Origin of the sequence: Kribbella catacumbae DSM 19601 (genome assembly GCF_000372465.1) — a bacterium.
Lineage (GTDB): Bacteria > Actinomycetota > Actinomycetes > Propionibacteriales > Kribbellaceae > Kribbella > Kribbella catacumbae.
In genome coordinates, this window is record NZ_AQUZ01000017.1 from 1 (window position 1) to 19,703 (window position 19,703).

The following is a 19,703-nucleotide window of genomic DNA, read 5'->3' on the forward strand; positions in this document are numbered from 1 at the left end:
CTCAAAGTCGTCCCCGCCTGCAGGGTTGCCACCTTGGGCGCCCGCCGGTCGTCTGTTCGCCTGGTTGGTGTCCGCTGGGTGCTCAAAGTCGTCCCGTACTCCGCGTGGCTGCCGCCTTGGGCTGCCGCCAGTCACGCGTCCGCGCGATGGGTGTCCGCCGGGTGTCCAGTCGTCCCGTACCCCGCGCGGCTGCCACCTTGGGCACCCGCCGGTCGCGATTCTCCACGATCCATGCCCACCGTGTGCCCAAGGTCGTCCCGGCACCCAGCACGGTCGCCGCCTTGAGCACCGGCAGAGTCACGCGTCCGCGCGGTTCGTGCCCGCTGGGTGCTCAAAGTCGGCCCGTACTCCGCGTGGCTGCCGCCTTGGGCGCCGGCCAGTCGCCCGTCCGCGCGATTGGCGTCCGCCGGGTGTCCAATCGTCCCGTACCCCGCGCGGCTGCCACCTTGGGCACCCGCCGGTCACGGTTCTCCACGATCCATGCCCACCGCGTGCCCAAGGTCGTCCCGGCACCCAGCACGGTCACCGCCTTGAGCACCGGCCAGTCGCCCGTCCGCGCGGTTCGTGCCCATTGGGTGCTCAAAGTCGGCCCGTACTCCGCGTGGCTGCCGCCTTGGGCGCCGGCCAGTCGCCCGTCCGCGCGATTGGCGTCCGCCGGGTGTCCAGTCGTCCCGTACCCCGCGCGGCTGCCACCTTGGGCACCCGCCGGTCACGGTTCTCCACGATCCATGCCCACCGCGTGCCCAAGGTCGTCCCGGCACCCACACGGTTACCGCCTTGAGCACCGGCCAGTCGCCCGTCCGCGCGGTTCGTGCCCATTGGGTGCTCAAAGTCGGCCCGTACTCCGCGTGGCTGCCGCCTTGGGCACCCGCCAGTCACGCGTCCGCGTGGTTGGTGTCCGCCGGGTGCTCTAAGTCGGCCGGCGCCCAAGCGGGGGTGGTGGGTGTTCGCCAGGGCCGGGTGGTTAGTGGTGGGGGCGGAGGGCGCGGTTGGCGGCTGGTTCGGCTATTTGGGCTCGGAAGGGGTGGGCGGGGTAGACGCCCAGGAGGCGGACCTCGACGGAGAAGAAGGCGAGTTCCTCCAGCGCCAGGGCTACGTGCGGGTCCTCGGGGTGGCCCTCGATGTCGGCGTAGAACTGGGTGGCGAAGAACGAGCCGCCGAGTTGGTAGCTCTCCAGCTTGGTCATGTTGACGCCGTTGGTGGCGAAGCCGCCCATCGCCTTGTAGAGCGCGGCGGGGACGTTGCGGACCCGGTAGACGAAGCTCGTGATGGTCGGTCCCGAGCCCACTTCCGGTACGTGCGGCTCGCGGGACAGTACGAGGAAGCGGGTCGTGTTGTGGTGCTCGTCCTCGACATCCGACGCCAGGATCTCGAGCCCGTAGAGCCCGGCCGCGGCCACCGGGGACAGGGCGGCGACGGTCGGGTCGCTCAGCTCGGACACCTCGCGGGCCGAGCCGGCGGTGTCGTCGGCGACGACGGTCGACCAGCCGTGCTCGCGGATGATCTTGCGGCACTGGCCGAGCGCGTGCACGTGGCTGCGGACGGTCTGGATCGACTCGATCGAGGAACCCGGTACCGCCATCAGCTGGAAGTGGATCGGCAGGAAGAACTCGCCGATGATGTGCAGCCCGGAGTCCGGCAGCAGGTGGTGGATGTCCGCCACCCGGCCGGCGATCGAGTTGTCCACCGGGATCATCGCCAGCCCGGCCAGGCCGGTACTGACCGCCTCGAGCGCGTCCTCGAACGTCGTACAGGGCAGCTGTTCGCGGTCCGGGAACATCTCGGTGCACGCCATCGCCGAGTTGGCGCCTGGCTCACCCTGATAAGCGATCGGTCCGTCCACGGTTTCCCAGCCTAGTGCCACCCTGTCTCACCCCTTGATTCAGGTGTCCGACTTGCGGACTTTCTTGGGGGCGCCGGTGGTCGCCCGGCCTTCCAGCTGCTTGGCCTTGGTGGCGTACATGTCGATGTACTCCTGGCCGGACAGCTCCATGATCTTGTACATGATCTCGTCGGTGACGGCCCGCAGGATCAGCCGGTCGCCCTCCATCCCCTCGTACCGGGAGAAATCCAGCGGCTCGCCGAACTTGATCGTCGGGGGCGCCAGCGAGGCGACCACCTTGCCGGGCGGCGCGACCACATCGGTACCGATCACCCCGCAGGGGATCACCGGGACCTTCGCCTCCAGCGCGAGCCGGGCGACGCCGGTCCTGCCCTTGTAGAGCTTGCCGTCGTGCGAGCGGGTGCCCTCGGGGTAGATGCCGAACAGCTCGCCGCGCTCCAGCACCTTCATGCCGGCCCGGATGGCGCCCTCGGAGGCGGAGCCGCCGGAGCGGTCGATCGGCACCTGGCCGGTGCCCTTGAAGAAGCCGCGCTGGAACCGGCCCTTGATCCCGGCGCCGGTGAAGTAGTCGGACTTGGCCACGAAGGTGACCCGGCGGCGGACCACCAGCGGCATGAAGATCCAGTCCGCGTAGGACAGGTGGTTGCTGGCGATGATCGCCGGTCCGAGCGCCGGGATGTGCTCGGCGCCCTCCACCTTCGGACGGAAGATGCGTTTGACCGGCGGGCCGACCACGACGTTCTTCAGCACCCAGTAGATGCCCTTGCCGTCGCCGTCACTGGCGTCGTCGACCGGGCGCTCCCGGTCTGGCTCGGGTCGCGGCGATTGCGCCGGTTCCGTCATCGATGTCCTTTCCTCACGTTTCCCCGAGCCCTCATGATGCCGTACGCTGCCCGCGCTCGCCGCAAGTCGCCGCGCCTGCCGTTGGGAAGTCGCCGCGCGGGAACGGCTGACAAGTTCGGCGCCAGCTTCGTAGGCTTCTGACGGCGGGCCTGACGCGGGCCGTACCGGGGCGCTGGAGCTGGGAGGGGCCGGGTTGTGAGGACTGGTTTCAGGACGAGGCGGCTGACCGCCGTACTGGCTGTGGCGGCTGCCGCCTTCGCTGGGCTCCCACTGGCAGCCGCTGCGGTGAAGCAGCCTGCAGCAACGCCCGCCGCCGCACTGGCGCCCGCCGCGACGGTGGTGCCTCTGCAGGTGACCGGGCCGGCGGCCTCGCGATTCAACCTGGTGGTGATGGGTGACGGGTACACCGCCGCCGACCTGCCGAAGTTCCGCGAGCAGGTGGACAAGCACCTGAATGTCCTCTGGAGCATCGAGCCGTTCAAGTCGTACCGCAACTACGTCAACGTGTACGCCGTCGAGATCGCCTCACCCGAGAGCGGCGTCGACTGCGACCCCAGCCTGACCTCGCCCAAGGTCGACACCCCGCTGCAGATGGGCTTCTGGGGCGGTTGCAACCCGGCATCGGTCCAGCGGCTGCTCACGGTCAGCTCGACCGCCGCCGCGCAGTACGCCGATCTGGTGCCCGGCACGACCGCTGCGAACCGGCAAATTCTTGCTATCGGCAACAGCGACACGTACGGCGGCGCCGGTGGTACCTACGCGACCGCCTCCGGTGGCAACGCGCTGTCGGCCCTGATCACGCCCCACGAGCTGGGACACTCGCTGGGTGGGCTCCAGGACGAGTACGACTACTACGCCCGCGGCGAGCGCGGAGCGGCGTACGGGGGTCCGGAGCCGAGCTCGATCCACCACACGCTGCTGACCGAGCAGCAGATGCTCGACCAGCAGAAGAAGTGGTTCCGCTGGCTGGGGGAGCCGTCCGAGTCAGGCGGCCCGATCGCCCGCTACGAAGCCGGTATGTACGCCGGCTCCGGCGTCTGGCGCCCCAGCAAGCACTCGATGATGAAGACCCTCGGCTACTACTTCGACCAGGTCTCCCGCGAACGGATGACTCAGCGAATCTCCTCCCGAGCCTCCCTCTTCCAAGCCAGTACTCCGGCCGGCCCGGTCGCCCCCAACCAACTCGTCTGGCTCCAGACCCTGCACCCGGCCAGCCACGAGCTGACCGTCACGTGGACTCTCGACAACACGGTTCTGCCCACCAACAACAGCCGTGCGGTGGACCTGGGCTCCCTCAACCTGTCGCCCGGCCCTCACACGCTGACAGCCAAGATCGTCGACCCCACCTCCTTCGTCCGGGACCCGGCTGTCCGAGCTTCCTCGGCGCTGACGGCCACCCGCACCTGGACCGTCAGCCCGGCGCTCAGCGCCTCCCCGTCCGGTGACTCGCCTACCTTCACCACCTCGACCTCGACCGAGCACCCGGTCAATGCGGATGAGGTCGTCTACGTGGAGACCACGCAGCCCGACTCCGAGCAGCCAGCCGTCGAGTGGCGAGTCGACGGGATAATGGCGCCAAACCCGGGCAACGACCGCGACTTCCCGCTGGCTCCACTCAACCTGACCGGCCGGCACACCCTCACCGCCACCGTCGGTACGAGCACGCTCACCTGGGAGATCGACGGCATCGAGCCGACCGTCGACTCCACCCTGTCCAAGCCGCTCCTCAAGATCACGAAACCCACCGGACCGGAGTACATCTACAACGACGCCTTCACGATGGGGCTGAAGGCGACGGACGACAGCGCCGGGTACGTCGTACCGGAGTTCCGCGTGGACGGTGATGGCTGGTACAACTACTACGGCTGGCCGACCGACGCGGATGCTCCGTTCAAGTTCACCGCCGAGGGCACCGCGATCGACCAGCTCGTCTACGGCAAGCTCGGCGTACCGCGGGTCGTGCCCTGGGACGACGTGCCGTCGGGCTACGGCCGGCATCGGATCGAGTATCGCGCTATCGATGCCTCTGGCAACATCGCGACGCCGCAACGACTCGCCGTCACGTTGTTGCGTCCGGCACCTACTTGCACGAAGACCATCACCGGCACCCAAAACGCCCCACTGACAGTGGTTTCCGGGGTCACCTGCCTGATCGGTGCCACCATCAACGGTCCGGTGATGGTTGCCCAAGGCGCCTCGTTGGTTGCCACCGACACCAAGATCGCCGGCCCGGTGAACGCTCGGAAAGCCGCCGATCTCCACCTCCTCCGTACTACGGTCAACGGTCCGGTCAGCCTCACCGACACCAGCCGAAGCGCAGTACTGGTCGGAGCCACCATCAGCGGGCCGGTCTCCGTCGTCGGCGCGAGTACGACGGAGCCCGTAGTACTCGCCGGCAACACGATCAACGGCGGGCTCGCTTGCTCCTCCAACACGGCCAAGCCCACCAACCTGCAGGCCCCGAACCACGTCTCCGGCCCCCGCGCCGGCCAATGCAGCGGCCTCTGACAGGTCACTGAAAGGCGGGTTGGGTAGCTTTCCGCCATGAACGGACTGCGAATTGCGTCGCTGCTGGTCGCCACGATGCTGATGGGCCTGGTAGCGGGGGTGTTCGGCATCTATGCGAACGCCTTCATGCCCGGCCTGGCCAAAACCGACGACAAGACCTTCGTCGGCGCGTTCCAGGCGGTCGACCGGGCGATCATCAATCCGGTGTTCCTCGGCCTCGGCTTCTTCGGCGCGCTGATCTTCACCGCGCTGGCCGGCGTGCTGAGCCTGAAGGAGAAGTCGCTGCCGTGGATCGCGATCGCCTTCGTGCTCTATCTGGCGGTCGTGATCATCACGGTGAGCGTGAACGTGCCGATGAACGACGCGATCAAGGCGGCCGGTGACCCGAACACGATCGACGTTACGGCCGTCCGGGCGGCCTTCGACGAGTCGAAGTGGCGGGCCTTCAACCTGGTCCGCGCGGTTCTCAACACCGCCGCCTTCGGCCTGCTCGCCTGGGCGCTGGTCGTGACCGGCAAGTCCAGCGCCCAACCGTGACGGCGAGGCTACGGCCGCCGAGATGTGAGCCGCGGGCGCACAAGCTGCCAGAATGGCGATGTGGCACCAGTTCAAGCTCCGCCGTCCCAGCAGCTTCCCGCGGTCCAGAAGCTGCGCATCCGCTTCGCCAAGCGCGGGCGGTTGCGATTCACCTCACACCGCGACTTCCAGCGCGCGTTCGAGCGGGCGGTCCGGCGGGCGGAGCTGCCGGTGGCGTTCTCGCACGGCTTCAGCCCGCACCCGAAGATCTCGTACGCCGGTGCGGCGCCGACCGGAGCCGCCTCGGAGGCGGAGTACCTGGAGATCTCGCTCACACATGAGCGTGATCCCGAGCAGGTCCGGGCCGACCTCGACGAGGCGCTGCCGCCCGGGCTGGACGTGCTCGAGGTGGTCGTCGCCGGGCCGGGGGCGCTGGCGGAGCGGCTGGAGGCCAGCGAGTGGCTGATCGCGTTGCCTGGGGCGGATCCCGCGGTAGCCGAGGAAGCCGTCGCGGCGTTCCTCGCCCGGGAGGAAATTCTGGTCGAGCGCATGACCAAACGGGGACTTCGCTCGTTCGACTGTCGGGACGCCGTTCTCCGACTCACCGTCGGCAGTGAACAGGCGCCGGTTGCGACGTGTGCGATACTGCAAGTGGTGTTACGGCACGGAACCCCGGCCGTGAGACCCGACGACGTTCTCGCCGGCGTGCTGCAAGTAGCGACGCTTCCGGTGACGGGCCCGGCTCTTCTGACCAGGCTCGCCCAGGGCCCGCTCACTGCGGCCACCGGCACTGTGGACGATCCGCTCGCTCGTGACCGCGACGCCACCCAGGCGACCGCGACCGGCCAGGCGGTCGACCACCAGACGCATGTAGCGGAGGGCGACGCCGCCGCTCCAGCTGCGCCCTAGGCGCTGGCGGGAGCGGATCCAGAAGGCTTCCGCCGTACCGGCTTTGCACCCCGGCAGCGGCGAGACCGAGACCGCTTTGGGGCAGCGCCGGACCCGTGACAGGGGTCGCAGGGTGCGCCGCAAGGCCTGAGGAGACCCGCACCGCATGCTCGACAACGAGCCGAACACCACCGAAGCAGCCGAAACAGCTGCCACCGCCCCCGCAGCCAAGCGTGCTGCCAAACAGCCGGCCAAGAAGGCGACGACCCGCAAGCGCACCACCAAGAAGTCCGCTGCGGCCGTTCCCGCTGAAGCCGAGGCTGTCAGCACCCAGTCCGACGCCGAGTCCGCCGACCCGGCGCCGGTCAAGAAGGCTGCCGCCAAGCGCACGGTCAAGAAGGCGGCCGCCAAGCGCCCCGCCAAGAAGACCGCGGCCAGTCGCGACACCGCCCAGGACTCGCTCCTGGAGGCCGACGAGGCTGCCGAGCAGCCCGCTGCCCCGGCGCGGACCGCGAAGAAGACCACCCGCAAGCGCAGTACCAAGAAGGCCGCCGCCCCGCAGCCTGACCTCCTCACCGAGGACACCCACCACACCGACGGCCCCCTTGCCGCGGCCGAACTCCCCGAAGAGCAACTGACCGACGAGGAACTGGCCGCAGCCGAAGCCGCCATCGGCAGCTCCGCGACCGCTTCCGGCCGCTCCGCGACCGCTCGCGGCAGGTCGGCGACAGCCTCGAGCGACTCGGCCACGGACACCTCCGGCGCGACCTCTTCCACTTCTTCTTCCACGGAGCGAGGCGGCGAAGCCGCCGATGCTCCGGCTGAGGGAACGCGGCGCTCGCGGCGCCGGGCTCCGGCTGCTGCCGCTGTCCTGTTCCAGGCGCCCACCGAGGTGCCTGCTCAGGCTCAAGCGACCAGCCCGGTCGAAGCCACCCCCGAGGAAGCCGCCCCCACCAGCCGCCGCAGGCGGCGTCCGTCGGCTGCCGAGCGCGCAGCCGAGGCAGCAGCCGCAGCAGCCGAGTCTGAGGCAGTAGAGCCGGAGCAGACCCCCGAGGTCGCCGAGGAGCAGCAGACCACCACCCGCCGTCGCCGGAGCCGCCGCAGCCGCGACGCTGACGAAGCCGCCGCCGCCGAGACCGCGGTCGAGGACGACGAAGAGACCGACGAGGACCAGAGCGCCGAAGCCGACGAGCTCGACGGCGAGGAAGGTGGCGAGGGTACCCGCCGTCGCCGCCGTCGCCGTGGTGGCCGCCGCCGCCGCAAGGCCGGTGACGCCGACTCCGAGGACAGCGCCGAAGAAGGCGACGAGTCGGAGGACGACCAGACCGAGGACGAGGCCGACGACGACCAGTCCGCCGAGTCCGACGACGAGACCGAGTCCGGTACGTCGTCCCGCCGCCGTCGCCGTCGTCGCCGCCGCAAGGGCGAAGACGCCGGTACCGCTGCGGACGACCCGGACGAGACCGTCGTCCGGGTCCGCGAGCCGCGCAGCAAGACCCCCACGAACGAGATCACCGCGGTCGAGGGCTCGACCCGCCTCGAGGCCAAGAAGCAGCGCCGCCGCGAGGGCCGCGCCGCCGGCCGCCGCCGCGCGCCGATCGTCACCGAGGCCGAGTTCCTGGCCCGGCGCGAGTCGGTCGAGCGGACGATGGTGATCCGAGCCCGCGAGGACCTGACTCAGATCGCCGTCTCCGAGGACAACGTGCTGGTCGAGCACTACGTCGCCCAGGCGGAGCAGAGCTCGCTGATCGGCAACGTGTACCTCGGCCGCGTCCAGAACGTGCTGCCCAGCATGGAGGCCGCGTTCATCGACATCGGCAAGGGCCGCAACGCGGTCCTGTACGCCGGTGAGGTGGACTGGGCGACCCTCGGCGGCGCCAACGGGCCGCGCAAGATCGAGTCCGTGCTCAAGTCCGGTCAGGCGGTCCTGGTCCAGGTGACCAAGGACCCGATCGGCCACAAGGGCGCCCGGCTGACCAACCAGATCAGCCTCCCCGGCCGGTACGTCGTGTACGTCCCGCGCGGCGGCAACGGCGGCATCAGCCGCAAGCTGCCCGACACCGAGCGGAACCGCCTCAAGGGCATCCTCAAGGACATCGTCCCGGACGAGGCGGGCGTGATCGTGCGTACCGCGGCCGAGGGCGCGACCGAGGACGAGCTGACCGCCGACGTCAGCCGCCTGCAGTCGTACTGGACGGAGATCGACAAGAAGTCGAAGAACGGCCAGGCGCCCGCCCTGCTGCACGGTGAGCCCGACCTGCTGATCCGGGTCGTCCGCGACCTGTTCACCGAGGACTTCTCCAAGCTCGTCATCTCCGGTGACGACGCCTTCGACCAGGTCAAGGAGTACGTCTCGTACGTCGCTCCGCACCTGGCCGCCCGGGTGGAGAAGTGGGCTGGTGACGGGGATGTCTTCTCGAACTTCCGGATCGACGAGCAGATCAAGAAGGCGCTGGACCGCAAGGTCTGGCTGCCGTCGGGTGGTTCGCTGATCATCGACCGGACCGAGGCGATGACGGTCGTCGACGTCAACACCGGCAAGTTCACCGGCTCCGGGGGCAACCTCGAGGAGACGGTCACCAAGAACAACCTGGAAGCGGCCGAGGAGATCGTCCGCCAGCTGCGGCTGCGCGACATCGGCGGCATCATCGTGATCGACTTCATCGACATGGTGCTGGAGCTCAACCGCGACCTGGTACTGCGCCGGCTGGTGGAGTGCCTGGGCCGCGACCGGACCAAGCACCAGGTCGCCGAGGTGACCTCGCTCGGACTGGTCCAGATGACCCGGAAGCGGATCGGGACCGGCCTGCTCGAGGCGTTCAGCGAGAACTGCGACCACTGCGGTGGCCGCGGGCTGACCCTGCACGACGAGCCGAAGGAGTCCCGCCGCCGGCAGGACGACGGCCGTGGCCGCGGCCAGCAGAGCCAGCAGCAGTCGCAGAACGAGCAGAAGAGCGACGGCGACAGCGGCGCGGCGAAGAAGACCTCCCGCAGCCGCAACCGCGGCAAGAACCGCGGCCGGGGCGACGACGAGCAGCCGGAGCAGGAGCAGCAGAACAACGACGCCGCTCAGCGCCTGGCGCAGATCGCTGCCGCCTCCCAGGTCACCAACGGTGACAAGGGCACGGACGAGCCCGTACAGGCGACTCCAGAGGCCGCTGAGACCGCTGAGGCGACGCCTGAGCAGGAGACTTCCGCACAGAACGGAACAGGCCGCAACGGCAGCACTCGACGCCGCCGCAGCAGCCGTAGCCGGGGTGCGGCGAGCAGTAAGGACACTGACGCAGGCAACAGCGGGGAAGACACCGGAGCGACCGCTCCGGAGCTGGCTTCAACCCCGGTTTGACCCGCGCCTGACGCGCGCCGTATTCTTGTCATTCGGCGCGCGTCTCGCGTGCCTCCTTTGTGTGGGCCGCAAACGTAGGTCTGTGCAGGCCCCGTAAGACTTCCAGACAAACAGAGAGTGAGATCCACGGTGTACGCGATCGTGCGCAGTGGCGGCACCCAGCAGAAGGTCGCCGTCGGCGATGTCATCGAGATCGACAGCCTGACGGACCAGGTCGGCGACACGGTTTCGCTGTCCGCAGTCCTCGTCGTCGATGGCGACACCGTGACGACCGATGCCGCCGCTTTGTCCAAGGTGGCCGTCTCGGCTGAGGTCCTCGGCCGTACCAAGGGCCCGAAGATCCACATCCTCAAGTACAAGAACAAGACCGGTTACCGCAAGCGCCAGGGGCACCGCCAGCACTACACCCAGGTCAAGGTCACCGCGATCGACGCGAAGAAGAAGTGAGCTGATACAGAGATGGCACACAAAAAAGGAGCAGCGTCGACCCGTAACGGTCGCGACTCCAACGCGCAGCGGCTCGGCGTGAAGCGCTTCGGTGGGCAGCTGGTCAACGCCGGCGAGATCATCGTCCGCCAGCGGGGCACGCACTTCCACCCGGGCACCCTGGTCGGCCGTGGTGGCGACGACACGCTCTTCGCGCTCGCCGAGGGCAAGGTCGAGTTCGGCGTCCGTCGCGGCCGTCGCGTCGTCAACATCGTCCCGGCCCCGGCGGAGTAACACCGCCACCCGGTTCGAGTCACAAGCCTTTGCGAAGGGCGGGTCCGCGGAATAGCGCGGCCCGCCCTTCGGCTATGTACAGAGTCAGTCAGTTAGTTAGTTCCCCAGCAGGAAGTAGAGATACACCGATGGCGATCCCCAGCTTTGTCGACCGGGTCACGGTGCACGTCACCGGTGGCAACGGCGGAAACGGCTGCGCCTCGGTGCACAGCGAGAAGTTCAAGCCACTCGGCGGACCTGACGGCGGCAACGGCGGTGACGGCGGCAGCATCATCCTGCGCGTCGACACCGACCAGACCACGCTGGTCGACTACCACCGCTCCTCCCACCGCTCCGCGACGAGCGGCCAGCAGGGCAAGGGCGATCTCCAGGCCGGCAGCAGGGGCGCGGACATCGTCCTGCCCGTCCCGGACGGCACAGTCATCAGTACTCCGGAAGGCGAAGTGCTCGCCGACCTGGTCGGCCACGGTTCCGAGTACGTCGCGGCCGCCGGCGGCAAGGGCGGCCTCGGCAACGCGGCCCTGGCCAGCTCCAGCCGCAAGGCCCCCGGCTTCGCGCTGCTCGGCGAAGAGGGCGAAGAGCGCACGATCGTGCTCGAGCTCAAGGTCGTCGCGGACATCGGCCTGGTCGGCTTCCCGAGCGCGGGCAAGTCCTCGCTGATCGCCTCGATCAGCCGGGCCCGCCCGAAGATCGCCGACTACCCCTTCACCACCTTGATCCCCAACCTGGGCGTCGTCGTCGCCGGTGAGCACGTCTTCACCGTCGCCGATGTGCCGGGCCTGATCGAGGGCGCGAGCGAGGGGCGCGGTCTCGGCCACGACTTCCTGCGTCACGTCGAGCGCTGCGCCGCGCTGGTGCACGTGATCGACTGCGCGACGTACGAGCCCGGTCGTGACCCGCTGAGCGACCTCGACACGATCGAGGCGGAGCTGAAGGCCCACGGCGGGCTGGAGGACCGGCCCCGGCTGATCGCCCTGAACAAGGTCGACGTCCCGGACGCCAAGGAGATCGCCGAGATGGTGACGGCCGAGCTCGAGCAGCGCGGCCACAAGGTGTTCTCGATCTCGACCGCGAGCCACGAAGGCCTGGACGGGTTGAAGTTCGCGATGGCCGAGATCGTCGCCAAGCGCCGCGCCGAGGAGGAGAAGCCGGACAACACCCGGATCATCCTCCGGCCGCGCGCGACCGGAGGGCCGGAGTTCAAGGTCAAGAAGACCCCGGACGGCATCTGGCTGGTGCAGGGCGAGAAGCCCGAGCGCTGGATCCGGCAGACCGACTTCACCAACGCCGAGGCGACCGGTTACCTGGCCGACCGGCTGAACCGTCTCGGCGTCGAGCGCCAGCTGCTCGAGCTGGGCGCGCAGGCCGGCGACGGCGTGCAGATCGGCGACGGCCAGAACGCTGTGGTCTTCGACTTCGCGCCCGAAGTACAGGCCGGGGCGGAACTGCTGTCGCGGCGTGGCGAGGACCAGCGACTGGACGAGGACCGTCCGGCGGCCCAGCGCCGCAAGGACAAGGACGAGCGGTACCACGCACTCCGGCTGGGCGAGATCGAGCGCCCGGCGGACCTGTCGGAGTACGGCAAGGGCTGGGTCGAGGACGAGGTCGACCTGACCCCGGCGGAGGCCAAGGCGGCTCAGAAGGCCGCCGAGAGGCTGGCGCGCAAACAAGCGCGCGAGCTGGCCGCCGCGGAGGAGCTGGAGGCCGAGCGCCTGTACCGGGCCGGCCAGGTCATCGACATCGATGCCGAGAGCAACAACCAGGACGCATGACCGGAGGCCGTCGACGACGCCGGCCCCGCTGATGCTCCCACTCCCACTGAGTCAGGAAAACTGATGCGGGACATGAAGCAACGGGTTGAGGTCGTCAAGGCCGGGCGGATCGTCGTGAAGGTCGGTTCGTCGTCGCTGACCCAGCGCGGGCGGATCGACCTCGAACGGCTGCGCCTGCTCGTCGACGCGATCGCCGCACGGCGGGTGGAGGGCACCGAGGTCGTGCTCGTCTCCTCTGGCGCGATCGCGGCCGGGCTCGCGCCGATGGGACTGCGCTCACGCCCACGCGACCTCGCCACCCAGCAAGCAGCCGCCTCGGTCGGCCAAGGGCTGCTGATGGCTCGGTACAGCGACGCCTTCGCCGCGCACGGACTCCGCGTCGGCCAGGTGCTGCTGACCGTCGACGACGTCACCCGGCGAAGCCATTATCGCAACGCCTACAGGACTTTCGCTCGCCTCCTCGAGCTGGGCGTCGTGCCGATCGTCAACGAGAACGACACCGTCGCGACGACCGAGATCCGCTTCGGCGATAACGACCGGCTGGCCGCGCTGACCAGCCACCTCGTGCATACCGACCTGCTGGTCCTGCTCTCCGACGTGGACGGCCTGTACGACGGCGACCCGCGCAAACCCGGTACGACGATGCTCACCGACGTCCGCGGACCGGCTGATCTCAAGGCGCTGCAGATCGGCCGGACGGGGAGCTCCGGCGTTGGTACGGGCGGCATGCAGACCAAGGTCGAAGCGGCCGCGATCGCCACCGAGGCAGGCATTCCGGTGGTACTCACCTCGGCCGCCCACGTCGGCGAAGCGCTGCGCGGCGACCCGGTCGGCACGCTGTTCCACCCGACCGGCCGCCGCCGCAAAACCCGCCTGCTCTGGCTCGCCCACGCCACTTCTGGCCAAGGCCGCCTCATACTCGACGAAGGCGCCGTCCGAGCAGTCACCGAGCGCCGCTCCTCACTACTCCCGGCCGGCATCACCGCCATCGAAGGCAAGTTCTCCGCCGGCGACCCGGTCGACCTCGTCTCACCCGCAGGCGTGGTGATCGCCCGGGGCCTGGTCAACTACGACGCCACCGAACTCCCCGACCTGCTAGGCCGCTCCACCCGAGACCTGGCCCGCGAACTCGGCCCGACGTACGAGCGAGAAGTAGTCCACCGCGACGACCTCGTCCTCCTGTGACGCGAGCCCACCAGTGGTGGGCTCGGACCTGAAGCGGTGACCGTGAACAGGGTAGACCTTGTTCACAGTCACCGGAGGGTGACCGAGCCCACCACTGGTGGGCTTGCAACAACGTTTTGGGCGGGGCTAGGCCGGCTCGGGGCTGGTGGGGTGGGATTTGATCGCCAGCACGGGGCATTCGGCTTCCAGGAGGATGGTTTGGGCCTGGCTGCCGAGGATGAGTTTGCCGACCGGGGTGCGGCGGCGGAGGCCGATGACGATGAGTTCGGCGTTCAGCTCTTCGGCCAGGCGGAGGATCTGGTCGGCCGCGTCTTTGCTCGCCACCAGTTGGGTCAGCTCGTGGTCGACACCGGAGTCGGTGAGGCGTTGCTCGATCGACTGCCACTCGGCGCCGGACGCGAAACGCTTGTCCACCAAGGCTTCCCCGCGCGACGAGTTCACCACGACCAGTCGCTGGCCGCGCAGGCGGGCTTCCTCGATCGCGCTGTCCAGGGCCGCGATGCCTTCAGGGGTTGGCACATAGCCGACGATGATCGCCATCTCAGTCTCCTACCTTGACGGGCTCGCGAGTCCGGAGCCGGGTGACGATCGGGGGAACGACGAGGACCAGCAGGATCACGACGTACACGATCTTCGCGAACCACGTGTCGGTCAGCCCGCTGATGTGTCCGTCGCTGATCTGCAGCGCCCGCCGCAACTGCACCTCGGCAGTCGGCCCGAGGATGATGCCGATGATCGCTGGTACGACGGGCAACCCGAACCGCCGCATCCCGAACCCGAGCGCACCCAGGACGAGTAGCAGCCACAGGTCGAAGGTGGACAGGTTGGCCGCATAGGCGCCGATGCTGGCGAAGAACAGGATCCCGGCGTACAGGTAAGGCCGGGGGATCCGGAGCAGTTTGGCCCACATCGGTGCCAGCGGCAGGTTCAGCGCGAGCAGGATCACGTTGCCGATGAAGAGGCTGGCCACCAGACCCCAGACCAGCTCGGGCTGGGTCTGCAGCAGTCGCGTGCCCGGCTGGATGCCGTAGCCCTGGAAGGCGCCCAGCATCACCGCGGCGGTCGCGGTGGTCGGGATCCCCAACGTGAGCAGGGGAACCAGACCACCCGCGGCCGACGCGTTGTTCGTCGCCTCGGGACCGGCGACGCCCTCGATCGCACCCTGACCGAACTCCTCGGGGTGCTTGCTCAGCTTCTTCTCGGTGACGTAGGACAAGAAGGTCGGGATCTCGGCGCCACCGGCCGGGATCGCGCCGAACGGGAAGCCGATCGCCGTACCGCGCAGCCAGGGCTTCCACGACCGGCGCCAGTCCTCCCGGGTCATCCGGGCGGCGCCGACGCTGATGATCTCGGCCGGCGTACGGCGTAGGTGAGCCGCGATCCACAAGGCCTCGCCGACCGCGAACAGCCCGACCGCGACCACGACGACATCGATGCCGTCGGCAAGTTCCGGCAGGCCGAGGGTGAGCCGTTGCTGGCCGGACGTCGGGTCGATCCCGATGGTACCGACCAGCAGGCCGATCGCGAGCGCGGCCAGCCCGCGGATCTTCGAGGAGCCGAGCACGGTGGTGACGGCGATGAACGCGAGCACCATCACGGCGAAGTAGTCCGGCGCGCCCATCTTGATCGCCAGCTTGACGACCCCCGGTGCGACCAGTGCGAGCGCCAGCGTACCGATCGTGCCGGCGATGAACGACCCGATCGCGGCGGTGGCCAGCGCGGCGGCGGCTCTGCCCTTGCGGGCCATCTTGTTGCCTTCGATCGCTGTCACCACCGAGGCGCTTTCACCTGGTGTGTTGAGCAGAATCGAGGTGGTCGAACCGCCGTACATGCCGCCGTAGTAGATGCCGGCGAACATGATGAAGGCCTGGGTCGGTTCGAGCGCGTAGGTGAGCGGCAGCAGCAGCGCGATCGTCATCGCCGGGCCGATCCCGGGCAGGACGCCGATCGCGGTACCGAGCAGGACGCCGACGAAGGCGTACAGCAGGTTGGTCGGATGGGCCGCGGTGGCGAAGCCGTTCAGCAGTTCGGAGAGCGCGTCCATCAGAGGATTCCCTTGAGGATCCCGACCGGCAAGGCGATGCCGAGGCCGAGGTTGAACAGGTACCAGGTGCTGACCGACAGGGCGACCGAGAGGATCGCGTTGCGGATCAGGTGCCGGCTGCCGAGCGCGAACGTCGTACCGAAGAACAGCACGGCGCCGGAGACCGGCCAGCCGAGCCGGTCGATCAGCAGGACGTTGGCGACGAAGGCGGCGACCAGCAGACCGAGTGTCTTCCAGTCGCTGCCGTGGCTGAGGTCGACGTCCTCACCGGCTTCCTGCTCACCGCGACCGCCGCGGAGGATGTCGGCCGCGAGCAGGACCGCCGAGACGACGAGCAGGATGCCGACCGCGATCGGTACCGTCTTCGGGCCGACCGGCCCGCGGGCACCCTCCACGGCGGCGAGCTGCGTCGCGTCGATCAGCGCCCAGCCGCCCAGGATCAGGAGGAGGAGGGCCACTCCGAGTTCGGAGCGGCCCTGCTTCACGGCGGCCATCAGACGACGAGACCCAGCTCTCGCAGTACGCCGGCGACCCGGTCGTTCTCCGAGGTCAGGAAGCTCTTGAACTCGTCACCGGTCTGGAACGCGTCCGTCCAGCCCTGCTTGGTCAGCGTCGTCTTCCACTGCTCGGACTCGTGCATCTTGGTGAGCAGCTCGACGAACTGCTTCTTCTTCTCGTCCGGCAGTCCGGGCGGCGCGACGATGCCGCGCCAGTTGGTGAAGACCAGGTCGATGTTCAGGCTCTTCAGCGTGGGCGCGTCGACACCGTCCACCGGATTCGCGCTGGTGACCGCGAGGATCTTCACGTCCCCCGACTTGGCCTGCTCGGCGACCTCGGCGATCCCGGTCGCGGCGAAGGAGATCTTCTTGCCGAGGATCGCGGTCAGCAGCTCGCCACCGCCGTCGTACGGGACGTAGTTGACGAGCTTCGGCTGGACACCGACGGCCTTGGCCAGCAGCATCGGCGTGAGGTGGTCGGGCCCGCCCTTGTTGGAGGCGCCGCCGACCGGCACCTTGCCCGGGTCCGCCTTCCAGGCCGCGACCAGCTGGTCCAGGCTCGTGTACGGCGAATCCTTCGGTACGACGATCGCCTCGGCCTCCTCGATCAGCTTCGCGATCGGGACGGTGTCCTGCAGGGTCGCCTTGGACTTGTTGGTGAAGACGGCCCCGACGACGCCGAGACCCATCTGCATCAGGATGTCCTCTTTGCCCTTCTCGTTGGCCAGCCGTTGCAGGCCGACCGTGCCACCGGCGCCGGCGGTGTTGAAGACCTCGACGGTGTCGGTCAGCTTGGCGTCCTGCATCGCCTTCGCGGCCGCCCGGGCGGTGGTGTCGTAACCGCTGCCGGGGGAGTTGGGGACGAGGACGCGCAGGCCCTTCAGCGGGCCGGTGCTGGCACCGCCCGAGGCGTTGTCGTCGGCGCTGACGCCGCAGCCGCTCGCCACGACGGCGAACGCCGCGACAGCGCTGATACTGGTGAACCACGTCCGTGCTCGCACGGCAGTCTCCTTGCTTTCGGTGGTGCGGTTGCCCGTCAGCGTGGCGTGGTGTTTTGCGGGTGTCACCGTTACTACCGCAAACTCAGTTGTGTTCATTGTGCTCACGCGATGATGGCGCGATCCGGCCGGTCCGAGCACAATCAGGGCGTGAAGACCAGACGGCGAGTGGTACTACGACCGCGGCGGTGGACGCTGGCCGGGCGGATGCTCGCCGTCCAGCTGCTGATCGTCCTGGTCGTGCTGGTCGGCGTCGCGGCGGTCTCGGTGGCGCAGTTGAGTGCGCGCTACCACGAGACCGAGGGCAACCGGGCGCTCGCGGTGGCAGAGCGGCTCGCGGTGACGGCCGGCGTACGGGATGTTGCCAGCCTTGGGCCTGCCTACACCACTCAGGCGCAGTCCGTGGTCGAGTCCGGACGGACCTTCTCCGGTTCGACGTACGTCGTGGTGGCGCTGCGCAACCGCCAGATCGTTGCTTCCACCGACCCGCTTCCGATCACCGGAAAGCCCTTGCTGCAGGAGACCGACGCGTTCCTCGGCCGGTCCTGGGTCGGGCGCGACGAGGTCACCGGTGCCGCGCTCGCGATGGCGCCGATCCTCAACGAGGACTCGGGGGCGACGGATGGCGTGGTCGCCGTCGGCCGGCAGTACCCCTCCGTGCTGGACAACCTGGCCGCGGCGATGCCCAACCTGCTCACCTATCTGGGGATCGCGAGCTTGCTGGGTGTGATCGGTTCGTTGCTCTTGGCAAGAACCGTGAAGCGGCAGACGCTCGGGCTGGAGCCGCGCGAGATCACCGGCCTGGTCGAGCAGCGGGAGGCGTTGCTGCACGGCATCAAGGAGGGCGTGCTCGCGGTCGACCTGGATCGCCGGATCACCATGGTCAACGACGAGGCCGCGCACCTGCTCGGCGTACCGGTCGTGTCGGCCGGGCGGGCGCTGATCGAGGTCGACGACACCGGGCGGCTGGGCGAGATCTTCGACGGTACGGACATCGCGACCGACCGGATCCTGCCCCTGCACGGGCGCGTGCTCACGCTGAACCGGATGCCGGTCCGCAGCCACGGCCGGCACATCGGCTGGGTGGCGACCTTCCGCGACCGGACCGAGCTGCTCGAACTGCAACGCGAGCTGGACCTGACCCGGAACACCACCGACACGCTGCGGGCGCAGGCGCACGAGTTCAGCAACCGGATGCACATCGTCAGCGGGCTGATCGAGCTGGGCGAGTACGACGACGTCCGCCGCTACATCCAGCGCGTCGCGGCCGACCAGACCGAGCTGACCGCGGGGATCACCGCGCGGGTCGCCGATCCGGCGGTGGCCGCACTGCTGATCGCGAAATCCAGTCAGGCCGCCGAGCGTGGGGTCAGCTTCGTCGTCGACCAGGCGACCTTGCTGTCCCGGCTGGACGAGCGGCTCGCGACGGATGTCTCGACGGTGCTCGGCAACTTGGTGGACAACGCTCTGGATGCCGCGACGGGTGCGCGGGATCCCTATGTCGCCGTCGAGGTGCTGGAGACGGCGGGCGCAGTACGGATCGAAGTACGGGACTCTGGGCCGGGTGTGGACAGTGGGATGCAGCATCGGGTGTTCACGCATGGTTTCAGCACGAAGGATGGTGCCGAGGATCGGGGGATCGGGCTGGCGCTGGTCCGGGTGATCTGCCGGAAGCGAGGTGGGGATGTGACGGTGCACAACGAGAACGGCGCGGTCTTCGTGGCGACGCTGCCGGTGCTGGCGCAGGCGCGGGCATGATCCAGGTCCTCGTCGTGGACGACGACTTCATGGTGGCGCGGCTGCACTCGAGCGTGGTCGCATCCCAACCGGGCTTCGAGGTTGTCGGTGCCGCGCGAACGGGCGCGGACGCGCTGGCCGCAGTACGGACTCTGCGTCCTGACCTTGTCCTGCTGGATATCTACCTGCCGGACATGAGCGGCCTGGAGGTACTCCGCCGCTTCCGCGAATCGTCATCGGACTACCCGGTCGACGTGATCGTCATTTCCGCTGCCCGCGACCTCGACACGCTCCGTACCGCGCTGCGCGGCGGCGTCTTCCAGTACTTGGTGAAGCCCTTCGAGGTCGAGTCCCTCCGCGCCCGCCTGACGGATTACGCCGGCCACCAAGCCGAGCTGCACGATCTCACCGAGGTGCACCAGGAAGAGGTCGACCGAGTCTTCCGCACCAGCAGCGGCCGAATCCCGCCGCCCAAAGGCATCAGCCCAGAAACCACCGATCTAGTACTACGCGCCCTAGGCGAGGCTCCCGAAACCGACCTCTCCGCCACCGAATGCGCCGAGGTCACCGGCCTCTCCCGCAGCAGCACCCGCCGCTACCTGGAACACCTGGTCACCGTAGGCAAAGCCGAAATGCGCCCCCGCTACGGCGTAGCCGGCCGCCCAGAACGCCGCTACCGGCTACTCAGCCGGAGTTCGTGATGTTGGGCGACCCGGACCTCCACCACTCACAAACGTCCCGATTCCACCCGGGAGCACGCCTGTGCACGCCTGGCCGTGGGCGATCAGTTGAGGTTTGTGAGTGGC

Annotated in this window: 16 protein-coding genes; 10 read left to right on the forward strand and 6 right to left on the reverse strand. The window is 68.9% G+C overall.

Annotated features, from left to right (window positions below; translation table 11 throughout):
- Window positions 1-964 precede the first annotated feature (964 nt).
- Window positions 965-1,843, reverse strand: a complete 879-nt coding sequence (locus A3ES_RS0118770) for a prephenate dehydratase (RefSeq protein WP_020388381.1) — start codon at window positions 1,841-1,843, stop codon at window positions 965-967.
- Window positions 1,844-1,882: 39 nt separating this feature from the next.
- Complete coding sequence (locus A3ES_RS0118775) at window positions 1,883-2,686, reverse strand: lysophospholipid acyltransferase family protein (RefSeq protein ID WP_020388382.1); 804 nt, start codon at window positions 2,684-2,686, stop codon at window positions 1,883-1,885.
- A 195-nt stretch (window positions 2,687-2,881) separates the two neighbouring features.
- Between A3ES_RS0118775 and A3ES_RS0118780 the strand changes: the two genes are divergently transcribed.
- The 8 genes from A3ES_RS0118780 (at window position 2,882) to proB (ending at window position 13,621) form a co-directional block, all read left to right on the forward strand.
- On the forward strand, window positions 2,882-5,194 hold the full coding sequence (locus A3ES_RS0118780) for a M64 family metallopeptidase (RefSeq protein WP_026162995.1): 2,313 nt from the start codon (window positions 2,882-2,884) through the stop codon (window positions 5,192-5,194).
- Window positions 5,195-5,230: 36 nt separating this feature from the next.
- Window positions 5,231-5,731, forward strand: a complete 501-nt coding sequence (locus tag A3ES_RS0118785) for an anthrone oxygenase family protein (RefSeq protein WP_020388384.1) — start codon at window positions 5,231-5,233, stop codon at window positions 5,729-5,731.
- Between the two features lie 60 nt (window positions 5,732-5,791).
- Window positions 5,792-6,619, forward strand: a complete 828-nt coding sequence (locus A3ES_RS0118790; protein ID WP_020388385.1) for a TIGR03936 family radical SAM-associated protein — start codon at window positions 5,792-5,794, stop codon at window positions 6,617-6,619.
- 145 nt (window positions 6,620-6,764) lie between these two features.
- Entirely contained in the window at window positions 6,765-9,944 is a 3,180-nt protein-coding gene (locus tag A3ES_RS0118795; protein ID WP_020388386.1) for an Rne/Rng family ribonuclease, read from the forward strand.
- A gap of 129 nt (window positions 9,945-10,073) precedes the next feature.
- Window positions 10,074-10,391 carry a 50S ribosomal protein L21 gene (gene rplU / locus A3ES_RS0118800; RefSeq protein WP_012919954.1) on the forward strand — a complete coding sequence of 106 codons (318 nt, stop codon included), beginning with the start codon at window positions 10,074-10,076 and terminating at the stop codon, window positions 10,389-10,391.
- A 12-nt stretch (window positions 10,392-10,403) separates the two neighbouring features.
- Entirely contained in the window at window positions 10,404-10,664 is a 261-nt protein-coding gene (rpmA, locus tag A3ES_RS0118805) for a 50S ribosomal protein L27 (protein WP_020388387.1), read from the forward strand.
- 128 nt (window positions 10,665-10,792) lie between these two features.
- Window positions 10,793-12,436, forward strand: coding sequence for a GTPase ObgE (gene obgE, locus A3ES_RS0118810; RefSeq protein ID WP_020388388.1), 1,644 nt, complete (start codon window positions 10,793-10,795; stop codon window positions 12,434-12,436).
- A gap of 72 nt (window positions 12,437-12,508) precedes the next feature.
- Window positions 12,509-13,621, forward strand: a complete 1,113-nt coding sequence (gene proB / locus A3ES_RS0118815) for a glutamate 5-kinase (RefSeq protein WP_026162996.1) — start codon at window positions 12,509-12,511, stop codon at window positions 13,619-13,621.
- Window positions 13,622-13,747: 126 nt separating this feature from the next.
- On the opposite strand, the gene A3ES_RS0118820 is transcribed toward proB, so the two are convergent.
- From A3ES_RS0118820 to A3ES_RS0118835, 4 genes are read right to left on the reverse strand one after another with little or no spacing between them, the layout of a single operon-like run.
- Window positions 13,748-14,161: a universal stress protein gene (locus A3ES_RS0118820; RefSeq protein WP_020388390.1), complete on the reverse strand. Its 414-nt coding sequence runs from the start codon at window positions 14,159-14,161 to the stop codon at window positions 13,748-13,750.
- A 1-nt stretch (window position 14,162) separates the two neighbouring features.
- Entirely contained in the window at window positions 14,163-15,665 is a 1,503-nt protein-coding gene (locus A3ES_RS0118825; RefSeq protein WP_020388391.1) for a tripartite tricarboxylate transporter permease, read from the reverse strand.
- Window positions 15,665-16,159 carry a tripartite tricarboxylate transporter TctB family protein gene (locus A3ES_RS0118830; protein ID WP_020388392.1) on the reverse strand — a complete coding sequence of 165 codons (495 nt, stop codon included), beginning with the start codon at window positions 16,157-16,159 and terminating at the stop codon, window positions 15,665-15,667. The genes A3ES_RS0118825 and A3ES_RS0118830 overlap by 1 nt, the downstream gene beginning before the upstream one ends.
- Window positions 16,159-17,163: a Bug family tripartite tricarboxylate transporter substrate binding protein gene (locus tag A3ES_RS0118835; RefSeq protein ID WP_040455008.1), complete on the reverse strand. Its 1,005-nt coding sequence runs from the start codon at window positions 17,161-17,163 to the stop codon at window positions 16,159-16,161. Before A3ES_RS0118835 ends, A3ES_RS0118830 begins: the two co-directional genes overlap by 1 nt.
- 147 nt (window positions 17,164-17,310) lie before the next feature.
- On the opposite strand from A3ES_RS0118835, the gene A3ES_RS0118840 reads away from it, so the two are divergent.
- Window positions 17,311-18,918 carry a sensor histidine kinase gene (locus A3ES_RS0118840; RefSeq protein WP_202806543.1) on the forward strand — a complete coding sequence of 536 codons (1,608 nt, stop codon included), beginning with the start codon at window positions 17,311-17,313 and terminating at the stop codon, window positions 18,916-18,918.
- Window positions 18,915-19,598, forward strand: coding sequence for a response regulator transcription factor (locus tag A3ES_RS0118845; RefSeq protein ID WP_020388395.1), 684 nt, complete (start codon window positions 18,915-18,917; stop codon window positions 19,596-19,598). The genes A3ES_RS0118840 and A3ES_RS0118845 overlap by 4 nt, the downstream gene beginning before the upstream one ends.
- Window positions 19,599-19,703 lie beyond the last annotated feature (105 nt).

Coding starts and splice junctions, on each gene's coding strand:
- proB (WP_026162996.1), top strand. CDS start 12,509: ATGAAGCAACGGGTTGAGGTCGTCAAGGCCGGGCGGATCGTCGTGAAG.
- A3ES_RS0118830 (WP_020388392.1), bottom strand. CDS start 16,159: ATGGCCGCCGTGAAGCAGGGCCGCTCCGAACTCGGAGTGGCCCTCCTC.
- A3ES_RS0118795 (WP_020388386.1), top strand. CDS start 6,765: ATGCTCGACAACGAGCCGAACACCACCGAAGCAGCCGAAACAGCTGCC.
- A3ES_RS0118825 (WP_020388391.1), bottom strand. CDS start 15,665: ATGGACGCGCTCTCCGAACTGCTGAACGGCTTCGCCACCGCGGCCCAT.
- A3ES_RS0118775 (WP_020388382.1), bottom strand. CDS start 2,686: ATGACGGAACCGGCGCAATCGCCGCGACCCGAGCCAGACCGGGAGCGC.
- A3ES_RS0118845 (WP_020388395.1), top strand. CDS start 18,915: ATGATCCAGGTCCTCGTCGTGGACGACGACTTCATGGTGGCGCGGCTG.
- A3ES_RS0118785 (WP_020388384.1), top strand. CDS start 5,231: ATGAACGGACTGCGAATTGCGTCGCTGCTGGTCGCCACGATGCTGATG.
- obgE (WP_020388388.1), top strand. CDS start 10,793: ATGGCGATCCCCAGCTTTGTCGACCGGGTCACGGTGCACGTCACCGGT.
- A3ES_RS0118820 (WP_020388390.1), bottom strand. CDS start 14,161: ATGGCGATCATCGTCGGCTATGTGCCAACCCCTGAAGGCATCGCGGCC.
- rpmA (WP_020388387.1), top strand. CDS start 10,404: ATGGCACACAAAAAAGGAGCAGCGTCGACCCGTAACGGTCGCGACTCC.